Annotated in this window: 12 protein-coding genes; 9 read left to right on the top strand and 3 right to left on the bottom strand. The window is 64.1% G+C overall.

Going from position 1 to position 15933, the window contains the following annotated elements:
* Positions 1-90 precede the first annotated feature (90 nt).
* Positions 91-1491: a glutamine synthetase family protein gene (locus tag OSH10_RS06955; protein WP_266330911.1), complete on the bottom strand. Its 1401-nt coding sequence runs from the start codon at positions 1489-1491 to the stop codon at positions 91-93.
* 211 nt (positions 1492-1702) lie between these two features.
* Here OSH10_RS06955 and OSH10_RS06960 point away from each other — a divergent pair, with 211 nt between their 5' ends.
* The 6 genes from OSH10_RS06960 to OSH10_RS06985 all read left to right on the top strand — a co-directional run bounded on the left by OSH10_RS06960 (position 1703) and on the right by OSH10_RS06985 (position 7924).
* On the top strand, positions 1703-2803 hold the full coding sequence (locus OSH10_RS06960) for a polyamine ABC transporter substrate-binding protein (RefSeq protein WP_266330912.1): 1101 nt from the start codon (positions 1703-1705) through the stop codon (positions 2801-2803).
* 69 nt (positions 2804-2872) lie between these two features.
* Positions 2873-4042: an ABC transporter ATP-binding protein gene (locus OSH10_RS06965; protein WP_266330913.1), complete on the top strand. Its 1170-nt coding sequence runs from the start codon at positions 2873-2875 to the stop codon at positions 4040-4042.
* 3 nt (positions 4043-4045) lie between these two features.
* The gene (locus tag OSH10_RS06970; protein WP_266330914.1) at positions 4046-4960 is read left to right on the top strand and encodes an ABC transporter permease subunit; all 915 of its coding nucleotides are present in this window, start codon (positions 4046-4048) and stop codon (positions 4958-4960) included.
* A 63-nt stretch (positions 4961-5023) separates the two neighbouring features.
* Positions 5024-5845 carry an ABC transporter permease gene (locus OSH10_RS06975; protein ID WP_266330915.1) on the top strand — a complete coding sequence of 274 codons (822 nt, stop codon included), beginning with the start codon at positions 5024-5026 and terminating at the stop codon, positions 5843-5845.
* Positions 5846-5936: 91 nt separating this feature from the next.
* Positions 5937-6557, top strand: a complete 621-nt coding sequence (locus OSH10_RS06980) for a DUF2239 family protein (protein WP_266330916.1) — start codon at positions 5937-5939, stop codon at positions 6555-6557.
* Between the two features lie 20 nt (positions 6558-6577).
* Positions 6578-7924 (top strand): MATE family efflux transporter, encoded by a 1347-nt coding sequence (locus OSH10_RS06985; RefSeq protein WP_266330917.1) that lies wholly within the window; start codon positions 6578-6580, stop codon positions 7922-7924.
* Between the two features lie 5 nt (positions 7925-7929).
* Here the strand turns inward: OSH10_RS06985 and OSH10_RS06990 are convergent, their stop codons facing one another.
* Positions 7930-9741, bottom strand: coding sequence for an AsmA family protein (locus OSH10_RS06990; RefSeq protein WP_266330918.1), 1812 nt, complete (start codon positions 9739-9741; stop codon positions 7930-7932).
* Between the two features lie 284 nt (positions 9742-10025).
* Here OSH10_RS06990 and OSH10_RS06995 point away from each other — a divergent pair, with 284 nt between their 5' ends.
* On the top strand, positions 10026-11924 hold the full coding sequence (locus OSH10_RS06995) for an acetoacetate--CoA ligase (RefSeq protein ID WP_407660684.1): 1899 nt from the start codon (positions 10026-10028) through the stop codon (positions 11922-11924).
* A 226-nt stretch (positions 11925-12150) separates the two neighbouring features.
* Here the strand turns inward: OSH10_RS06995 and xseA are convergent, their stop codons facing one another.
* Entirely contained in the window at positions 12151-13770 is a 1620-nt protein-coding gene (xseA, locus tag OSH10_RS07000) for an exodeoxyribonuclease VII large subunit (RefSeq protein ID WP_407660685.1), read from the bottom strand.
* Between the two features lie 67 nt (positions 13771-13837).
* Between xseA and OSH10_RS07005 the strand changes: the two genes are divergently transcribed.
* Positions 13838-14611, top strand: coding sequence for a 16S rRNA (uracil(1498)-N(3))-methyltransferase (locus OSH10_RS07005; RefSeq protein WP_266330921.1), 774 nt, complete (start codon positions 13838-13840; stop codon positions 14609-14611).
* Between the two features lie 246 nt (positions 14612-14857).
* Positions 14858-15892, top strand: a complete 1035-nt coding sequence (locus OSH10_RS07010; RefSeq protein ID WP_266330922.1) for a Fe(3+) ABC transporter substrate-binding protein — start codon at positions 14858-14860, stop codon at positions 15890-15892.
* The last annotated feature ends 41 nt before the right edge of the window (positions 15893-15933 follow it).

Below are 15933 nucleotides of genomic sequence, written 5' to 3' on the forward strand. Positions count from 1 at the left end.
GGCCTCACCCGGAGAATTCCCTGAACCCTCACCCGGCTCTTCGAGCCGACCTCTCCCTCAGGCAGAGGTGAAGGAAAAGTCCTCTCAACCCTAGACGTTCAGCAGCAGGAATTCCCGCTCCCATGGGCTGATCACCTGCATGAACGTCTCGTATTCCGCCCGTTTGATCGCGCCGTAGGTGGCGACGAAGCGCTCGCCGAAGATTTCGGCCAGTTCTTCCTGTTCCTCGAACAGGGCGACGGCTTCGAGCAGGCCGCGCGGCAGGTCGATCTCATTCGAATTGGCGGAGCCGGACACCGGGTCTCCGACCTTCAGCCCTTCGACCAGGCCGAGATAGCCGCAGGCGAGCGACGCGGCGATCGCCAGATAGGGATTGGCGTCGGAGGAGGGCAGCCGGTTCTCGAGACGCCTTCCCGCCGGATTGGAGTTCGGGACACGCAGGCCGACGGTGCGGTTGTCGTAGCCCCATTGCGTGTTGACCGGCGCGGAGGATGAACGCACGAGCCGGCGATAGGAGTTCACATAGGGCGCCAGCATGCAGAGCACGGCCGGCAGGTATTTCTGCGAGCCGCCGATGAAGGCGAAGAACTTCGAGGTCGGGTCGCCGTCGGCGTCGGAGAAGATGTTCTTGCCGGTCTCGACGTCGATCACCGACTGGTGGATGTGCATGGCCGAACCCGGCTCGCGCGACATCGGCTTGGCCATGAAGGTGGCGTACATGTCATGCCGCAGCGCCGCCTCGCGGATCGTCCGCTTGAACAGGAACACCTGGTCGGCGAGCGCCAGCGGGTCGCCATGCAGGAGATTGATCTCCATCTGCGCGGCGCCTTCCTCGTGGATCAGCGTGTCAATCTCGAGACCCTGCTGCTCGGAGAAGTCGTAGATGTCGTCGAACAGGTCGTCGAATTCGTTGATCGCGGCGATCGAATAGGATTGCCGGGCTGCTTCCGGTCGACCGGAGCGGCCGGTCGGCGGCTCCAGCTGATAGTCGGGATCGGTATTCGGCTTGACCAGGTAGAATTCGAGCTCCGGCGCCACTACGGGCTGCCAGCCCTGATGCGCGTAGAGCTCGACGATGCGCCGCAGCACCTGGCGCGGCGCGGTTTCGACCGAGCGGCCGTCGCGGTGATAGCCGTCATGGATCACCTGGGCGGTCGGGTCGGCTTCCCATGGCACGACGCAAAGCGTCGAAAGGTCCGGCTCGAACATCACGTCCTGGTCGGCGGCGTCGCTCTCGAAGCGGTCGTCGTCGTCGGGATAGTCGCCGGTGATGGTCTGGGTCAGGATCGACCCGGGCATCGACATGGTCGGTCCGGCAAGAAACTTCTGCACCGGCATCATCTTGCCGCGCGCCACACCTGCCTGGTCGGGCACGACGCATTCGATATCCTCGATGCCGCGCGCCTTGAGCCAGTCCCGGGCCTCGTCCAACGATTTGACGCCGCGAACATCGCCCTCGATGCCCTTGGTGCCCTTCTTCCGTTTTGCCACGATTTCCCCTCGGCTTGCAGGCGACTGTCTCCGGAGTGTCGCCATGGCGGAACCGAAGTCAACTTGGACGGGTTCGGCATGCGGCTTCCGGTCTCTGCGAATGGCGCAGGAAACGGTTGAGGTAGGCCAAAAAGCCTTCTAACCTCTGAATCTTAGGAGAGGATTGTGGCCGGTTCGTTCACTCTGGCGCGGCTGTATCTAGGGGAATTGCATGATCAAGTATGTCTTCAGCGGCGTCGCCCTCACCGCGATGCTGACCGTCGGACCGATCAGTGGCGCCAAGGCCGCCGACAAGGAACTTCATATCTTCAACTGGTCCGACTATATCGACACGTCGATCATTGACGATTTCACCAAGGAAACCGGCATCAAGGTCGTCTACGACGTCTATGATTCCATGGAAATCCTGGAAACCAAGATGCTGGCCGGTGGCTCGGGCTACGACATTGTCGTGCCGACGGACCGCAATCTGAAGCGTCTTATCGATGTTGGCGTATTCCAGGAACTCGACAAGTCGAAGATCCCGAACCTCTCGCATATGTGGGACGAGATCACGACCCGTCTGGCCACCTATGATCCCGGCAACAAGATGGCCGTCAACTATATGTGGGGCACCACCGGCATCGGCTACAATGTCGAGAAGATCAAGGCGGCGATGCCGGATGCGCCGGTCGACTCGATGGACATGTTCTTCAAGCCGGAAGTGGTCTCGAAGTTCAAGGATTGCGGCGTCTACATGCTGGACTCGCCGGATGACGTGATCCCGGCCGCGCTCAACTATCTGGGCCTGCCGGCCGATTCGAAGGACCCGGCCGAGATCGCCAAGGCTGGCGAACTGATCGAGAAGGTCCGCCCCTACATCCGCAAGTTCCACTCGTCCGAATATATCCAGGCGCTGGCCAACGGCGATATCTGCCTGGCCTTTGGCTATTCCGGCGACGTCATTCAGGCCCGCACCCGCGCGACCGAGGCCAACAACAAGGTCGAAGTCGGCTACGCCATCCCGAAGGAGGGCGGCCTGCTCTGGATGGATTCGATGGCGATCCCGAAGGATGCCCCGAACCCCGAGGCGGCCTTGGCCTTCATCAATTACATCCAGCAGCCGGAAGTCATTGCCAAGGCGACGAACTATGTCGCCTACGCCAATGGCAACAAGGATTCTCAGGCCTTCGTCGACAAGGCGATCATGGAGGATCCGACAATCTATCCGCCGGCCGACGTGATGAAGAAACTCTACACCACGACGCCGAACGATCCGAAAGTTCAACGCGTCGTGACGCGGCTCTGGACGAAGATCAAGAGCGGCACCTGAGTGGACAAAAGAGGCCCGGTCTTGTACCGGGCCTTTTCTTGACGGCATGGAACACGGGGTGGAGGCCGCATGGCTGGTAAGTCTCTCTCGACGGGCAAATCTCTGGGGCCGATCCGCAGGGCCTTCGCGCCGTGGAATGATCCGGCGGCCAAGCCGTTCATCCAGTTCCAGAACGTCACCAAGTCGTTTGGTGATTTTACCGCGGTCGACGATCTCTCGCTGAACATCTACGAACGCGAGTTCTTCGCCCTGCTGGGGCCGTCGGGCTGCGGCAAGACCACGCTGATGCGCATGATCGCCGGCTTCGAAGAGCCGACCAGCGGCCACGTCATGCTCGACGGCCAGGATTTGGTCGGTGTGCCGCCCTATCGCCGCCCGACCAACATGATGTTCCAGTCCTACGCGCTGTTCCCGCACATGAACGTCTGGGACAATATCGCCTTCGGCTTGAAGCAGGACGGCATGCCGAAGGCCGACATTGCCACCCGCGTCGACGAGATGCTGGCGCTGGTGAAACTGGAGAAGTTCGCCAAGCGCAAGCCGCATCAGCTTTCCGGCGGCCAGAAGCAGCGCGTCGCGCTCGCGCGTTCGCTGGCCAAGAAACCCAAGGTGCTGCTGCTCGACGAACCGCTCGGCGCGCTGGACAAGAAGCTGCGCGAGGAAACCCAGTTCGAACTGATCGACCTGCAGGTCAAGCTCGGCATGACCTTCGTCATCGTCACGCATGACCAGGAAGAGGCGATGACGGTCGCCGACCGCATCGCCGTGATGGACCAGGGCAAGATCGTCCAGATCGCCACGCCGGCGGAAATCTACGAACAGCCGAATTCGCGCTATGTCGCCGACTTCATCGGCGACATCAACCTGCTCGAAGGGCATATCAGCTCGACCGAGGGCGGCGTGACGACGCTGGATTGCGACGGCACGGGAGCCAAGGTTCAGGTGAACCAGGATGGCGGTGCCAAGCTCGGCGACCGCGCCTGGTTCGCGGTGCGTCCGGAGAAGGTCGCGATCTCCCTGTCGCCCCCGGTCGATCCGAGCGTCAATGCCGTCACCGGAGAGGTCTGGGACATCGCCTATCTCGGCGACGTCTCGATCTATCATGTGCGGCTCGCCACGGGCGCGACCGTCAAGGCGACCATCACCAACACCACCCGACTCGTTGAGCGGCCGATCACCTGGGACGACAAGGTCTGGCTGACCTGGTCCGGTGACGGCGGCGTCGTGCTGACGAGGTAGATCATGGCGCTGACCAACTCCTCCTCCGGACATTCGCGCCTGCGATGGCTGGTGGTCGCGATCCCCTATCTGTGGCTTATCCTGCTCTTCCTGGCGCCATTCCTGATCGTGGTGAAGATCTCGCTGTCGGCCACGGCGATCGCGATGCCGCCCTACCAGCCGGCGCTGGATTTCTCGGCCGGCCTCGGGGTGCTCTGGCAGCAACTCAAGGAGTTGAGCTTCGATAATTACGTCTTCCTGACGGAAGACGCGCTCTACTGGGAGTCTTATCTTTCCAGCCTGAAGATCGCGCTCATCTCGACCTTCCTCATCCTGATCATCGGCTATCCGATCGCCTATGGCATGGCGCGCGCCCGCAAGGAATGGCGTACGACGCTGCTGATGCTGGTGATCCTGCCGTTCTGGACCTCGTTCCTGATCCGCGTCTATGCCTGGATCGGCATCCTGAAGCCGGAAGGGCTGCTCAACCAGCTTCTGCTGAGCGTCGGCGTCATCAGCGAACCGCTCAACATCATGCCGTCGACGCTCGCCGTCTATATCGGCATCGTCTATTCCTACCTGCCCTTCATGATCCTGCCGCTCTACGCGACGCTGGAAAAGCTGGACGAGACTCTGCTGGAAGCCGCCGCCGACCTCGGCTGCCCGCCGATCCAGGCGTTCTGGAAGATCACCTTCCCGCTGTCGCTGCCCGGTGTGATCGCCGGCTGCTTCCTGGTCTTCATCCCGGCGGTGGGCGAGTTCGTCATCCCGGATCTGCTCGGAGGGTCCGACACGTTGATGATCGGAAAGACACTGTGGGCCGAGTTCTTCTCGAACCGCGATTGGCCCGTGTCTTCGGCGGTCGCTGTCGTGCTGCTCGCGATCCTGGTGATCCCGATCATGCTGTTCCAGAATGCCCAGAAAAAAGCGTCGGAGTAGGCTCATGCGGATGAGAACGCCACGGTCGGGCCTGCCTGAAACCCTAGCGCGGAGGGCGATCCGATGAGGCGCGGCGCGTCCTGGTTCAACGTCACTTCGATCACGCTCGGCTTCGCCTTCCTTTATCTGCCGATCGTGCTGCTGGTGATCTATTCCTTCAACGCCTCCAAGCTGGTGACGGTCTGGGGCGGATTCTCGACCAAATGGTATGTGTCGCTGCTGACCAACCAGGGCCTGCTCGACGCCGCCTGGGTGACCATCCGTGTCGCGCTGCTGTCGGCGACGCTCGCCACCGTGCTCGGCACGCTCGCGGCGATCGCTTTGGTGCGCTTCGGCCGCTTTCCAGGCGGCACGCTGTTCTCGGGCATGGTCTACGCTCCGCTGGTGATGCCCGAGGTGATAACCGGTCTCGCCATGCTGCTGCTCTTCGTTGCCATCGGCTTTGCCCGCGGCTTCTGGACGCTGACATTGGCGCACATCACCTTTTCCATGTGTTTCGTCGCGGTGGTCGTGCAGTCGCGGCTGGTTACCTTTGATCGCAGCCTGGAGGAGGCGGCGCTCGATCTCGGCTGCCCGCCCTTCCGCACCTTCTTCACCATCACCCTGCCGCTGATCCTGCCCGCCGTCGTCGCCGGCTGGATGCTGGCCTTCACCCTGTCGCTCGACGATCTCGTGATTTCGAGCTTCACGACCGGGCCGGGGGCCACCACCCTGCCGATGAAGATCTACAGCCAGGTCCGCCTTGGCGTGACGCCGGAGATCAATGCGATCTGCACCATCCTGATCGCCATCGTCGCAACCGGCGTCATCATCGCCTCGATCGTCACCAAGCGACGGGAAGTTGAACGGCAGCGTGCGGAACGACTCGCCATTCAGGGCGTTTGACATCGACGGACTGCATAAAATACCCGGGTAATATTGACTCTGTCTATTTTACCCGGATACAAAGCGCGTCTGCTTTTTGAAAGGCGTGGTGATGAGCATTCCGCAACAGATCTACTGCACGGCGTTCCAAGGCCTTCGGCGCATCGCGACAGGGCTGCTGCCGGACGTGGCTCTCAAGAGCAAGGCGGCCGTGGACGAGGGTGGCGAGCCGGTCCTGCTTTTCGATGACGAGACGAGTCGATCGATCGAGGTCGATTTTCGCGGCACCGCCAGCGAGGTGCTGGCGCGACTGGGGGAGGGCTTGCCGACGTCTTCCCCGGACCTCGCTCCCGCCCCGGCGGTCGCCGTGCCGACTGCGGCACCCCGTGGACCCGGCCGGCCGAAGCTCGGCGTCGTCGCCCGCGAAGTGACGCTGCTGCCCCGCCATTGGGCATGGCTGGGCAGCCAGCCGGGCGGCGCCTCGGTGGCGCTGCGCAAGCTGGTGGATGAAGCCCGGCGCGAGAATGAAGGTCGCGATCGCGCCCGCCGCGCGCAGGAAGCGACGCAGCGCTTCATGACCGCCATGGCCGGCGACCAGCCGGGCTATGAGGAAGCCGGTCGTGCGCTGTTTGCCGGCGACAAGGATCGGTTTCGCCAGATGATCGACAACTGGCCCGCGGACATACGGGAACACGCCGCCAAGCTGGCCGGCCCCGCCTTCGAGGCCATCTGAGCCGCATCCGGAGACTGTCGATGTCCCTGCCGCCGCTCTGGAGGACGTTCCTCGTCTTCCTCGGCCCGATGATTCTGAGCAATATTCTGCAGGCTCTCTCGGGTACTCTGAACAACATCTATCTCGGCCAGATGCTGGGCGTCAGCGCACTCGCTTCGGTCGCCGCCTTCTTCCCGATCCTGTTCCTGTTCATTTCCTTCACCATCGGGCTGGGCGCCGGCGCCTCGGTGCTGATCGGACAGGCCTATGGCGCGCAGAGGCTGGAAACGGTGAAGGCCGTCGCCGGCACGACGCTGACCATGGCGATCCTGCTCGGCGCCGTGGTTGCGATCTTTGGCGGCCTCTTCACGGCGCCGATCCTGGAACTGGTCGGCACACCGGCGGACATCCTCCCGGGCGCAACGGCCTATGCCCGCATCATGCTGATCGCCATGCCGGGGCTGTTCGTCTTCCTTCTGATGACCTCGATGATGCGGGGCGTCGGGGATACCGTAACGCCGCTTTATGCGCTGGCGATCTCGACGGTCACCGGCCTTCTGGTGACTCCAGCGCTGATCCGGGGCTGGTTCGGGCTGCCGCAACTGGGTGTCGCCAGCGGCGCCTATGCCTCGATCGTCTCCTTCCTGATCGCGCTCGTCTGGCTGTTCTTCCACATGCGCCGCCGCAAGCATCCGTTGGCGCCGGATGCCGTACTGATCCGCCATCTGCGCATCGATCCCAAGCTGCTGCTCTCGGTTCTGAGGCTCGGCATACCTTCCGGCGTGCAACTGATCCTCGTCTCGCTGGCGGAGATCGCTGTCCTGGCGCTGGTCAACTCGTTCGGCTCGGATGCGACGGCGGCCTATGGCACCGTCAACATGGTGGTCAACTATGTGCAGTTTCCGGCGATCTCGATTGCCATCACCGTATCGATCCTCGGTGCCCAGGCGATCGGGGCCGGCCGTGCGGAGACGCTGCGCATCATCACCCGAACCGGCATCCAATTGACGCTGTTGATCACGGGTGGGCTGGTGGCGCTTTGCTATCTGTTCTCGCGGCCCTTGATCGGGCTCTTCATCACCAGCGAACCTGTCATCGAACTGGCCCAGACGCTGCTGCATATCGTGCTCTGGGGATATGTCGTCTTTGGCATATCCAGCGTGCTGGCTGGCATCATGCGGGCCAGCGGCACAGTGCTCGTGCCGACGCTGATCTCGATTGTCGCGATCCTGTGCGTCGAACTGCCGGTGGCCTACGGCCTGTCGGGCCATTTCGGCATCAACGGGGTCTGGGCCGCCTATCCGATCGCCTATATCGCCATGCTGTCGATGCAGGCGAGCTACTACTGGTTTGTGTGGCGAAGAAAGACCATCCAGCGCCTGGTCTGAGGCCTTCAGCGGATTGCGCGCAGCAGCGTATTGGCCATGCGGCGGACCGGTCCCATCGCCGGCGTCGCATCGCCGCGGCGGGAAAGGCCGCTGAAATCCGGGACCAGCGTCGGTCGTTCCCAATTGCCGCCGACGATGAAGGGAACGCGGATCGGCGTGCTCGTCGCGCCGGTGGCGCGGTCGATCGTCAGTTCGCCGCGCGCGCTCAGCGTCGTCGCCTGCAACGGCGCTTCGCCGGACAGGGTGATCGTGTAGCCGGTACCCGTCACCAGGATCGACGGCGCGGTGATCCGGTCGGCGCTGATGGCGAAAGTGCCGTCCGCCTGGGTGAATTTGGTGGAGCCGCCGAGCAGGTTGCCGCTCATCGTCCCGTCCGCGGTAATGGCCTGCGATAGCGCGCCTATGTTGACGCCCTCGAACGTGCCGTCGGTGATCGTTGCCTTGCCACTGCCGGAAAGGGACGCCATCAGCCCGTTCCAATTGGTGCCATGGGCCGAAAGATTGACGGTGCCCGAGCCGGTTCCGTCGAGCTGGCCGATGCCGAACAGATCAGAGAGCGCGGCGCGCACTGGCAGGCCGTCTATGCGTCCCTGCAGCGAGGCGGAGGCGGCCTCGTCCTGCAGCGAGGCGGACAGGCTGGCGGACAGGCGGCCACCATAGAGCAGCGCCTCGCCGACCGAGAGGTTCAGCCGTTCGTCGCGGATCGTCGCCGAAGCCGCGGTGCGCCCGAGCCGGGCGCTGCCGAGCAGCACCTGAGCCGCCGAGACGCGCAGGTCGAGGTCGTTGCTGTCGAGCGCGCCGAGCGGAAAGGGCAGGTCGGGCGTCGTGCGCGCCGCCGTGACCATGCTGGCCAGCGCCTCCGCATAGGCGGAGAGGTCAAGGCTCTCGAAGGCGAGCGTTCCCTGCACGGCGGGGCGACCATGCGTGAAGTTGATCGAAAGCGCGCCTTCGCTCTCATTGCCGTCGACGCTGATCTTCGCGTTGGAGAAGGTCAGGGTGCGGGCGGCGAGCGTGGTCGGGGATTCGATCGAGGCGCTGCCCAGCGTCGAGCCTTCACCCATCGGCACGCCGAAAATGCCGGCGAGTCGCCGGATCGACGGCGTGGTGACCGTGAGGTCGCCTTCGCCTTCCGGGTCGGCCAGGTTCGCGACCGTCCCGGTGAAGGCGGCGCGCAGCGGCGTCGAGGCGATGGCGAAGCGCAAGGCCGTCTTCCGGCCGCTGACCAGATCGAGTGGCGTGCCGATCGAACCGTTGAAATCGAACGGCTCGTCCTGCCAGACGGCGCTGCCCTTGATGCTGGCGGTGGCGGCCGGATCCGGCCAGTCGAGCCGCGCGTCCACGCCCGTCAGCAGCAATTCCCTCTGGTCCCGGCCGAGATAGTGCAGCGTGCCGGAGCGGATGACGAGGCGGCCGAGTTCGGAATCGCCGCGTAGCGCGCGCGGCAGCGTCCAGTTCGGCAGGCCCTTCTCGTTGATCCCGAAGCGGAACACCGGATTGTCGAGTTCCAGCAGGGACGGCCGAACCCGGCCGATCAGCAGCGGCAGGAAGCTGAGCTCAGCCGAGAGCGAGTCCATCTCGACCAGCGGCTGTGGATCCTTGTCGGAGCTGATCCGCACTTTGGAGAAGGTGACGGTCGGGTAAGGCGTGAACGCGACGGTCGGCGTGCCGTCAAAGGTCAGCGCACGCCCGCTCCAGCCTGCGACTTCGCGTGTCAGCGATCTTCGAACGGCTTCGATGGTGACCAGCTTGGGCGCCAGAAGGACGAAGGCGCCGCAAAGGATCAGAATCGTAGCGAGGGCGAATAGGATTTTTTTCATGTCACCCGGTGACGATTGCCCCTAACGTTTCGGAAGGTGCCACGACCGAATGGCTCCCGGATAGGCAGAATTCCGTGATTTCGCAAGGCCTTTCTAGCCAAAATCGGCAAGGTTTCGCGCGTGACTTGGCGGCAGGCTGCGGATATCCATGGCAGGACAGCGAATTTTTGCCGCACTGCAACCGTCTCGGAAAGGGTCGTTCAACCATGACGTCTCCGATTGTTTCGTCCTCTTCCGAATCTCCTTTGTGGACACCGTCGGCGGCGCGTCTGGCCGGGCATCCGATGACGCATTTTCGCGCCGCGGCTGCCGAATGGACTGGCCTGCCTTTCCCGGACCACGACGCCCTGCACCAATGGTCGATCGATGACCGGGCCGCGTTCTGGGATCTCGTCTGGGATTTTTGCGGCGTGGTTGGCGAGAAGGGCGAGCGACTGCTGGTGGATGGCGATCGCATGCCGGGAGCGCACTTCTTTCCCGATGCCACGCTGAACTTCGCGCAGAATCTGCTCCGGAGCTCCGGCGATGCCGATGCGTTGGTCTTCTGGGGCGAGGATCGGGTGAGGCGCCGCCTGAGCTGGGATGAACTGCATGCGCTGGTTTCGCGATTGCAGCAGGCGCTGCTCGATGCTGGGGTCACGGCGGGCGACCGAGTCGCCGCGATGATGCCCAACATGCCGGAGACCATCGCCGCCATGCTGGCGACCGCCTCGATCGGCGCGGTCTGGTCGTCCTGCTCGCCCGATTTCGGCACGCGCGGCGTGCTCGACCGCTTCGGCCAGATCGAGCCGACGGTCTTCATCGCCTGCGACGGCTATTACTATGCCGGCAAGACCATCGACATCGCGGCCAAGCTCGCCGAAATCGTGCCGAGCCTGCCCAGCCTCCGCGCGGCCGTCATCGTGCCCTATATCGGCACGGCGGCGGCGATCGCCCCGACACTGGCGCACGGTGTTGCGCTGGGGGATTTCCTGGCGCCGTTCGGGGCGCGGGAAGTTCGGTTTGCGGCAATGCCCTTCGCCCATCCGCTCTACATCATGTTTTCGTCGGGGACGACGGGCGTGCCGAAATGCATCGTGCATTCGGCCGGCGGTACCTTGCTGCAGCATATGAAGGAGATTCACCTTCATTCCGGAGTCGGCGAGGGCGACCGGCTGTTCTATTTCACCACCTGTGGTTGGATGATGTGGAACTGGCTTGCCTCGGGCCTTGCCGTCGGCGCGACGCTGCTGCTTTACGACGGATCACCATTCCATCCTGACGGCAACATCCTGTTCGATTTCGCCGATGCCGAGCGGATGACCTTCTTCGGCACCTCAGCCAAGTTCATCGATGCGCTGCACAAGTCGGGTCTGAGACCGATCGAGACCCATGATCTCGGCACGCTTCAGATGATGACCTCAACCGGTTCGCCGCTGGCACCGGATAGCTTTTCCTTCGTCTATGAGGGCATCAAGAGGGATATCCACCTCGCCTCGATATCCGGCGGCACCGACATCGTTTCCTGTTTCGTACTCGGTATTCCCGGAAAACCGGTCTGGAAGGGCGAGATCCAGGGACCAGGCCTTGGCCTTGCCGTCGATGTCTGGGATGAGGACGGAACGCCGCTCGCCAGCGGCAAGGGCGAACTCGTCTGCCGCAAGGCGTTTCCCTCCATGCCGATCGGTTTCTGGAACGATCCGGACGGCAGCCGCTATCACGCCGCCTATTTCGACCGCTTCGACAATGTCTGGTGCCATGGCGATTTCGCCGAATGGACGGTGCATGGCGGACTGATCATCCATGGCCGGTCAGACGCCACGCTCAATCCGGGCGGCGTGCGGATCGGAACCGCCGAGATCTACAACCAGGTCGAGCAGATTCCCGAAGTGCTGGAGGCGCTGGCGATCGGCCAGGACTGGGACAATGACGTGCGCGTTGTGCTGTTCGTCCGCCTGCGCCCGGGCGCCGAACTCGACGAGGGGTTACGCAAGACCATTCGCGACAGGATCCGCATCGGCGCTTCGCCCCGCCATGTACCGGCGAAGATTCTCGCCGTCGCCGATATCCCGCGCACCAAATCCGGCAAGATCGTCGAGCTCGCCGTGCGCGAGATCGTGCATGGCCGCCCGGTGAAGAACCAGGAAGCGCTGGCCAACCCGGAAGCGCTGGCGCTGTTCCGCGATTTGCCCGAGCTGGCGTGAGGACCCAACGCTCCGGCCGTCATCCTCGCGAAGGCGAGGATCCATTCAGCCCGAGTGTTGGGAGTCTCGCACCTTCGCAACCCGGCTGAATGGATCCCGGGTCTGCGCCCGGGATGACGCCGAGTTTGGGGCTGGGTCTTGGCGTCTTTGCGATACGGGCAGGCGACTCTCTATGATCGCGCCGCCTCATCTTGGCCAGTGTGGAATAGAATAGCTCGAGCGAGACCTAAAACAGGCTTTCCTGTGTCGGCGCCTTGGACTTGGCGGCCTTCTTGGAGCGTGGCTCCGCAGCGCCGCCGGCCGCGATCGCGGCGATCTTTCCATCCTGGAATTCGATCGTCAGCGCGTCCCCGCTCGTGACCTTCGAGGCCGTGCGCACCGTCCTGCCCTCGGCATCCGTCACCAGCGCGAAACCGCGCGCCAGCACGCTGCGATAGGATAGGGTCTCGGCCAGCCGCCAGGCGCGGTCGAGCCGGTCGCGGTTCTTCTCGACAATGCGGAGGAAGGCGCGATCGCCCCGGCGTTCGATCTCTGCGATCTGCACGCCGCCACGGGCAACACGCTGCGCGATCGGCTCGATCCGCAGCCGGCCGGCGATGCGGGCGAAACCCGCGCGCTTGCGTTCGGCGTGAACCTCCAGCGCGCGGCCCTGCCGCTCGCCGAGCGCCTTCACCCGGTCATGGGCGCGCAGGGTGAGGCGCTCGAGGGACGAAGGCGAAAGCCGTCCGGCGGTGCGTTCCAGCCGGCCGCGATGCGCCAGCGTATTGGCGCCAAGCGCACGGCCGATGCGGGCGGCAAGCTCGTCGAAAGAACGGCGGGGAATGGCAAGCAGGTCGTCGAGGCGCGGCAGGGCGCGGGTCGCGGCGCGCAATTCGCGGCGGCGGCTTTCGACTAGCCGCAGCATCGCGCCATCGAGGCGGCGGCCGAGGTCACCGACGGTGCCGACCAGCTCCGAGCGCACCGGCACGGCCATTTCGGCAGCACCCGTGGGCGTCGGCGCCCGGAGGTCGGAGGCGAAATCGATCAAGGTCGTATCGGTCTCGTGGCCGACCGCCGAGATCAGGGGGATCGTCGAAGCCGCGACGGCCCGCACGACGATTTCCTCGTTGAAGCCCCAGAGATCTTCGAGGCTGCCGCCGCCGCGCGCGACAATCAGCAGATCGGGGCGTGGAATGGCGCCGTCAACGGCAAGTGCATTGAAGCCCGCGATCGCGGCAGCCACTTCGGCGGCCGAGGTTTCGCCCTGCACGCGCACCGGCCAGATCAGGACCCGGATGGGGAAACGGTCGGAGAGGCGATGCAGGATGTCGCGGATCACGGCGCCGGTCGGCGAGGTGACGACGCCGATCACGCGCGGCAGATAGGGGATCGGCTTCTTGCGGTTCGAATCGAACAATCCTTCGGCCGCCAGCTTGCGCCGGCGCTCTTCGAGCAGAGCCATCAGCGCGCCGACGCCTGCCGGCTCCAGGGCCTCGATCACGATCTGGTATTTCGACGAGCCCGGGAAGGTGGTCAGCTTGCCGGTTGCGATCACTTCCATGCCCTCTTCGGGACGGAAGCGCAGTTTGCCGAAATTGCCCTTCCAGATGACCGCCTCGATCTTCGAGCGGTCGTCCTTCAGCGCGAAATAGGCGTGGCCGGAGGAATGCGGCCCGCGATAGCCGGAAATCTCGCCGCGCACGCGCACGAAGCCGAAGGCGTCCTCGACGGTGCGCTTCAACGCCATCGAGATTTCGGAGACGGAATATTCGCCGGCGTTATGGACGGGATCGGTCAAGTCGGTCGCGGCCTTGCATGATTCCGCGCGAGGGCGGTGGGGACTGTCGGTCCTGAATGCCCCCGCCATCCGCGCCGGTCAAGCCGGACAGCCGCGCCACCTTGCGGTGCGGCCATGCTTTGCGTAATCGAAGCGGATGTCGCGCTATGATTTCACCACCCAACGCCTGTTCATCGATGCCCCGCTTGGTGAGGGCGCCCGCATCGTCATGGACAAGGGCCAGACCAACTACCTGGTCAATGTGCTTCGCATGCGCGAGGGCGACCCTGTGCTGATCTTCAACGGCCGCGACGGGGAATGGCAGGCGACGCTTGCCGAGGCCGGCCGAAAGGGCGCGGTGCTGACGGCGGATGCGCTGTCGCGCGAGCAGACGCCGGCTTCCCGGCTCATGTATCTGTTCGCGCCGATCAAGCAGGCGCGGCTGGACTATATGGTGCAGAAGGCTGTCGAGATGGGTGTCGGCCATATACGCCCCGTCATCACCCGCCGGACCCAGGTGGCGCGACTGAACGATGAGCGGCTGCGCGCCAATGCCATCGAGGCAGCGGAGCAATGCGGCGTGCTGTCAATTCCCGAGATCGACGCGCCGGAGCCACTCGCTGCCTTGCTCGCCCGCTGGCCAAAGGATGAGCCGGAGCGCCACATCGTTTTCTGCGACGAGGACGAGACGGGCGCCGATCCGATTTCGATCCTGCGGGGCCTGCCCAAGGGGCCGCTCGCGGTGCTGATCGGGCCGGAAGGCGGCTTTTCGCCGGAAGAGCGCGAGGCGCTGCACGCGCTGCCCTTCGTGACCGCCATCCCGCTTGGCCCCCGCATCCTGCGGGCCGACACCGCCGCCGTGGCGGCGCTGGCACTGGTTCAGGCCGTGGCCGGCGACTGGACCGCCGACGCGCCCGGGCCGCTTGTATAGTTTCCAATACACAGTTCACGAAATCGTGACTGAAAGGGTTTGGAATATGGCGTTGGAGCGTCTGCTTGTCCCGCCAAGAGAAACGACCGACATCTGGATTCATTCTATATTAGAATGGATCTAACCTATAGAATAAATGTAAAACTGCCGGTTGACCTCTATTCGCGATGATGGGATGGAGCCGGCAGAAGTTGCCGAACATCGACGGTGACCAGGGTTCCGCCCCCTCTATGAACGGAGTTCACTATGCTTAGCCTGACCCGCCTGATCCAGGGCGCCGCTGCCGCTGCGCTGCTGGCGACCACAACGCTCGCTGCCTCGGCTGCCGGCGAAGTGAATGTCTACACGACCCGCGAGCCGGGCCTGATCCAGCCGCTGCTGGAGACGTTCTCCAAGGAAACGGGCATCAAGGCCAATGTGATTTTCGTCAAGGAAGGCCTGGCGGAGCGCGTCGCCACCGAAGGCGCCAATTCGCCGGCCGACGTGCTGTCCGTCGTCGATTTCGGCAATCTGATCGAGCTTTCGGATCGCGGTTTGACCCAGCCGATCCAGTCGTCCGTGCTGGAAGAGGCGATTCCCGCCAATCTGCGCGACCCGAACGGCCAGTGGTTCGGCCTGTCGATGCGCGCCCGCGTCATCTATGCCTCGAAGGATCGCATCAAGGACGAGGCGCTGACCTATGAGGATCTCGCCGATCCGCGCTTCAAGGGCAAGGTCTGCATCCGTTCGGGCCAGCATCCCTACAACACCTCGCTGATTGCCGCCGTCATCGCCAAGGACGGCGCCGAGGCCACCAAGACCTGGCTGACCGGCGTCAAGGACAATCTGGCCCGCAAGGCCGGCGGCGGCGACCGCGACGTGGCACGCGACATCCTCGCCAATCTCTGTGACATCGGCGTCGCCAATTCCTACTATGTCGGCCTGATGCGGTCCGGCAAGGGCGGCCCGGAGCAGGTCGAATGGGGCAACGCGATCCGCGTGATCCTGCCGACTTTCAAGGACAAGGCCGGCACGCATGTGAACGTCTCGGGCGCCGCCGTCGCCAAGAACGCCCCGAACAAGGAGAACGCCGTCAAGCTGCTGGAATTCCTTGCTTCCCAGGAAGCGCAGGAAATCTACGCCAAGGCGAATTTCGAATATCCCGTCCGCGCCGGCGTTGCGCTCGACCCGATCATCGCCGAGCTCGGCACGCTGACGGTCGACCCGCTGCCGCTGACGGATATCGCCAAGCAGCGCAAGCAGGCCAGTGAGTTGGTCGACGTGGTCGGCTTCGACGGCTGATCCCCCGCATGCCTAGGCCCCTCGGCCCGACACCAATCACC

This window comes from Kaistia defluvii, assembly GCF_026343955.1.
Lineage (GTDB): Bacteria > Pseudomonadota > Alphaproteobacteria > Rhizobiales > Kaistiaceae > Kaistia > Kaistia defluvii.

Coding starts and splice junctions, on each gene's coding strand:
- OSH10_RS06960 (WP_266330912.1), top strand. CDS start 1,703: ATGATCAAGTATGTCTTCAGCGGCGTCGCCCTCACCGCGATGCTGACC.
- OSH10_RS06990 (WP_266330918.1), bottom strand. CDS start 9,741: ATGAAAAAAATCCTATTCGCCCTCGCTACGATTCTGATCCTTTGCGGC.
- xseA (WP_407660685.1), bottom strand. CDS start 13,770: ATGGCGGGGGCATTCAGGACCGACAGTCCCCACCGCCCTCGCGCGGAA.
- OSH10_RS07005 (WP_266330921.1), top strand. CDS start 13,838: ATGTCGCGCTATGATTTCACCACCCAACGCCTGTTCATCGATGCCCCG.
- OSH10_RS06995 (WP_407660684.1), top strand. CDS start 10,026: ATGACGCATTTTCGCGCCGCGGCTGCCGAATGGACTGGCCTGCCTTTC.
- OSH10_RS06965 (WP_266330913.1), top strand. CDS start 2,873: ATGGCTGGTAAGTCTCTCTCGACGGGCAAATCTCTGGGGCCGATCCGC.
- OSH10_RS06975 (WP_266330915.1), top strand. CDS start 5,024: ATGAGGCGCGGCGCGTCCTGGTTCAACGTCACTTCGATCACGCTCGGC.
- OSH10_RS06970 (WP_266330914.1), top strand. CDS start 4,046: ATGGCGCTGACCAACTCCTCCTCCGGACATTCGCGCCTGCGATGGCTG.
- OSH10_RS06980 (WP_266330916.1), top strand. CDS start 5,937: ATGAGCATTCCGCAACAGATCTACTGCACGGCGTTCCAAGGCCTTCGG.
- OSH10_RS06985 (WP_266330917.1), top strand. CDS start 6,578: ATGTCCCTGCCGCCGCTCTGGAGGACGTTCCTCGTCTTCCTCGGCCCG.
- OSH10_RS07010 (WP_266330922.1), top strand. CDS start 14,858: ATGCTTAGCCTGACCCGCCTGATCCAGGGCGCCGCTGCCGCTGCGCTG.